A 4068-nucleotide genomic window follows, 5' to 3' on the forward strand; every position below is an offset into this window, starting at 1 on the left:
GGGATGAAAGTTTATGGCCAGGAGAGCGGCCGCAGTACGGTAGAGGGCCGGGCCAAGCAAACCGCGACCGAAATCGCCGATGTCCTTAAAAAGCGGTTCCAGGAACAGGGTTGGATCTGATGAGCGGGTAGATGGAGTCCGCTGCCTTCGTGCACGACGACATGACAACGCCATCCAGCCGCTGATCGGACCGAAGGACCAGCGCGTTCCGCTCCGTACGAACGCTAAAAAGAATGTATTGAAGAAACCGATCAAGCTCGCGCCCTTCACCGGCAGCTATAGGGAGCAGATCACATGACAAATCCAAAAAGGAAACAAGACAAAGCAGCCGAACAACCAACAACCCAACTATCAGTCAAAGAAAGGAGAAGACAATGAAAAAGAAGACACAATTTATGGTAATCGTATCGACAATGGTGTTGCTAAGCCTATTTCTGTTTTCCTGTGCGACGGCCCCGCCGTCGAAGTCTGAAAAAGAGCAGCAGCAGGACTCGGTGCGCGACATGGCAAACAAAACGCTCTCTGATCTCTACACAAAGCACCCGGCCGCTAAAGATGCCGTCGCCAAAGCGGCGGGCTATGCAGTTTTCAGCGACTTTGGCTTCAAGGTCATGTTTATGGGCGGAGCCCGGGGCAAGGGTCTGGCGGTAAACAATGCCTCCAAGCAGGAGACGTTTATGGAAATGGCCGAGTTCCAGCCCGGGATGGGGTTGGGGGCCGCCGAGTACCGGGTCGTGTTCATCTTTGAAACGCTGGATGCGTTAAACAGTTTCGTGACATCGGGCTGGGAGGCCGGGGCCAACGCGATGGCATCGGCCAAGACCAAGACCGAGGGCGGGGGGCTGGCCGGCGCCGTCACAGTGTCGGAAGGCGTCAAGATGATCCAGCTCAATGGAGAGGGTGCCATCGTCGGCGTCAGCATTACCGCCGCCAAGTACTACAAGGATAAAGAGCTTAACTGAATATTCACCTGCAATTTGATGCATATAGATTTAACTTTTTACTCCGTTTCTGTTCCGCGAATTTGGATTCAGGTGTCAGGTTTCAGAAAAAGTGGGCGCAATAGCATATCCTGAACACTGACACCTGAAATCTTACCCTCATAACGGGGAATAAAAATAGGATAAAAGTTAAACCCCCGTGATGATTATTTTCAGCACGCCAGGGCGAAACCCAACATATCCTGCTGTATGCACCGAAAAAAAATGAAGAACACTGACGGAAAACAACGTTTCGCGAAAAGCCTGCAAGTCATCGGCTTGGCGGTCGTCTTTTTGCTGGTGGCATCCCCCGGCGGGTCTTTCGGACAGACTCCGGTCAAATCACAACATTCTGCCGTGTCGCCTCCCGCAACCGCCATCAAGCCGGAGGAGGTCGCAGCCAGGGCCTCGGAGGTCACGAATCTTGTGGTCACCTTTTCCGAAAAATTCGCCGTCAGCCCTGAAATTGAAAAGATCCAACAGGCGCTTCCCGAAATCAACAAACAGATCGACCTGGATGCTGCCGAAACTGCCGCCACAGCCGGAACGCAGCCCTCGCTGGCGACCCTGGAGGCGCAGCGGGCACTCTGGCAGCGCTGGCAGCTTCAGGTGAGCACCTGGCTGACCCTGTTGACCCGGCGGGCCGTCGAGCTGCGCAGAGACCTGGATCGCCTGGCGCAAATGAAAGCGACCTGGACCCGGACCCGCGATGCCGCCCAGGCCGGGCAATCGCCGGGAGTCATCTTGCAGCAGATCGAAGCCGCGCTGGCTTCCATCGAAGCCGCGCAGCTTCCTCTGAAGGCCCGGGAGGAGTCGGTGCTGGGGCTGCAGGCCGACATGGCCGCAAAACAGGCCCGCTGTGATGAGATGCTGGCTCAGATCCTCAAGGCCCGCAAGTCGGCGGTTGAGGGCATTTTAAGGCGGGAAAGTCTGCCTGTCTGGAGCCCTGACCTATGGGGCCATGCCCGAACCACCCTGCCGCATCGCTTGGGGGACATTGCCCGCGGTTTCCAAGCAAGCTTTCGGGAATACATACGAGACCCCTCGCGAAGACTGCCGTTGCATATGGCGCTCTTGCTGGTGTTGACGATGGCGACCTGCGCGGCGCGGCGAAAAAAACGTCAATGGAAGGACAGCGGCGTGGGCGTGTCTCCTGTCGTGAAAGTGTATGACCATCCGTATTCCGCCGCGCTGATACTCGTCCTGCTCGTTGCCACGGCGGTCAATTCGCCGGCTCCCGCGCGTGTGAAAGACGTGTTTGCGATCCTGGCACTGGCGCCGATGATCAGGCTGGTGCGCCCGGTGATCGATCCGCGCTTCACCCCCGCGGTCTTCACGGCGGTGATCCTGTATGCGATCGACTTGGTTCGACAGGCATGCGGCGGCGCACCGCTGGTGGAGCAAACGCTCCTCATACTTGAAAGCCTGGCGGCGATCGCTGTGCTGGGATGGTTGCTTCATTCTGGACGCCTGCGGTATGACCCCGAACAGGAACAGCAAGGCCTGCGTGCGCGCTGGTTGCCGCTATTGGCTAAAATGCTCATGTTCACCTTAGCGGTCGGTTGTTTGACAGCAACCCTGGGATTCACGCGGTTGGCGCGCCTGATCTCACCTGCGGTTCTTTCCGGCGGCGTTTTGGCACTGTCGCTGTATGCCTATGTGCGGGTATCCAACGCCGCGGCAGTCATTGGGCTGCGATCGTGGCTTTTGCAGCGGCTGCGGATGGTTCGCAACCATAGCGATCGCATTCAAAGGTGGATCCACCGGCTGCTGGTGTGGACAGCGGTATTCTTCTGGCTCACCCGATCGCTCGAATACATCGGGATGCTGGACCCTGTGCTGTCGGTAGGCGGCACTATATTAGATTTGAGGCTGAAACGCGGTTCGATCAGCATATCCATCGAGGACATCCTCGCTTTCGGGCTGACGGTGCTGGCAGCCTTTCTGCTGTCTGCTTTTATCCGTTTCACGCTCCAGGAAGAAGTGTATCCCCGCAGGGGCTTGGCGCGCGGTCTGTCCTATGCCTACTCGCGCCTGGTCCACTATGTTATCCTGTCCATCGGGTTCCTGGTGGGGCTGGGGGTGCTGGGGATGGACCTGACCAAGGTGACCGTCCTGGCGGGTGCCTTCGGAGTCGGCATCGGGTTCGGGCTGCAAAACGTGGTCAACAATTTTGTCTGCGGGCTGATCCTGCTCTTTGAGCGACCGGTGCACGTGGGGGACATCGTCGAGGTGGGTGATACACAGGGGGAAGTTCGCCGCATCGGCATCCGCGCAAGCACCGTGCGCACCTTTCAGGGGGCCGACATTATCGTGCCCAATGCGCAGTTCATAACCGCCAGCGTGACCAATTGGACCTTCAGCGACGAACTGCTCCGCATCGATCTGCCGGTGGGCGTGAACTACGGCGCGGCGCCCCAGGCGGTGATCGAGTTGTTGGAGAAAACGGCCCAGGCCCATGCGGCCATTTTAGAAACTCCGCCGCCCAAGGGGCTCTTCACGGGTTACGGGGACAGCTCGATCAACTTTGAGCTGCGGGCCTGGACGGCTCAGTTTGGCAACTGGGCTGCGATCCGCAGCGAGCTTGCCTCCGGCCATGTACGATGCGGTATGTGCGGCGGGGATGGCGTTCCCCTTCCCCCAGCGCGAGGTTCGGGTTCTGGGGGATGAAACGGCACAGAAGGCGTCCGGCCTCCGGCTGGGCGGCAGTGATGAAAAATAAGAACGATAATATTCCTCTCAAACTATTCACCAATAACGAGGAACGAATAACTTTCAATTGCTGTTAATTCAATTGGGGTTGGCGTTCGGTCATTAGAGACGGCAAGACGTTGCACGCACAATTTAAGTCAAAGGAGGCCACAATGAAGAAGTATGCTCGCAGCATATTCATTTCAGCATTGTTTGTGATTCTGGCGGCCGCATCGGCCCACGCCGGCGCACTCTGGTTATACGAGGAGGCGACCTCGGACATGGGGGTGGCGGGCGCCGGCCGCCAGGCTGCCGCCATGGACGCCTCAACGGCCAGCGGCAACCCGGCCGGGATGACGCGGCTGGATCGCTCCCAGATGGCGGGCGGTTTCCTGGG

General features: G+C 58.3%; 3 protein-coding genes. All 3 read left to right on the plus strand.

Annotation, left to right across the window (positions count from 1 at the left end; genetic code table 11):
* Positions 1 to 374: 374 nt before the first annotated feature.
* Positions 375 to 962 (plus strand): hypothetical protein, encoded by a 588-nt coding sequence (locus tag Q0M35_RS17800; protein WP_295317594.1) that lies wholly within the window; start codon positions 375 to 377, stop codon positions 960 to 962.
* A 243-nt stretch (positions 963 to 1205) separates the two neighbouring features.
* Positions 1206 to 3650, plus strand: coding sequence for a mechanosensitive ion channel domain-containing protein (locus Q0M35_RS17805; RefSeq protein ID WP_295317595.1), 2445 nt, complete (start codon positions 1206 to 1208; stop codon positions 3648 to 3650).
* A gap of 194 nt (positions 3651 to 3844) precedes the next feature.
* On the plus strand, positions 3845 to 4068 hold a 224-nt coding region (locus Q0M35_RS17810), incomplete at its 3' end, for an outer membrane protein transport protein (protein WP_295317596.1).

The organism is Roseobacter sp. (assembly GCF_024639605.1).
In the GTDB taxonomy this organism is placed as follows: Bacteria; Pseudomonadota; Alphaproteobacteria; order Rhodobacterales; family Rhodobacteraceae; genus Roseobacter.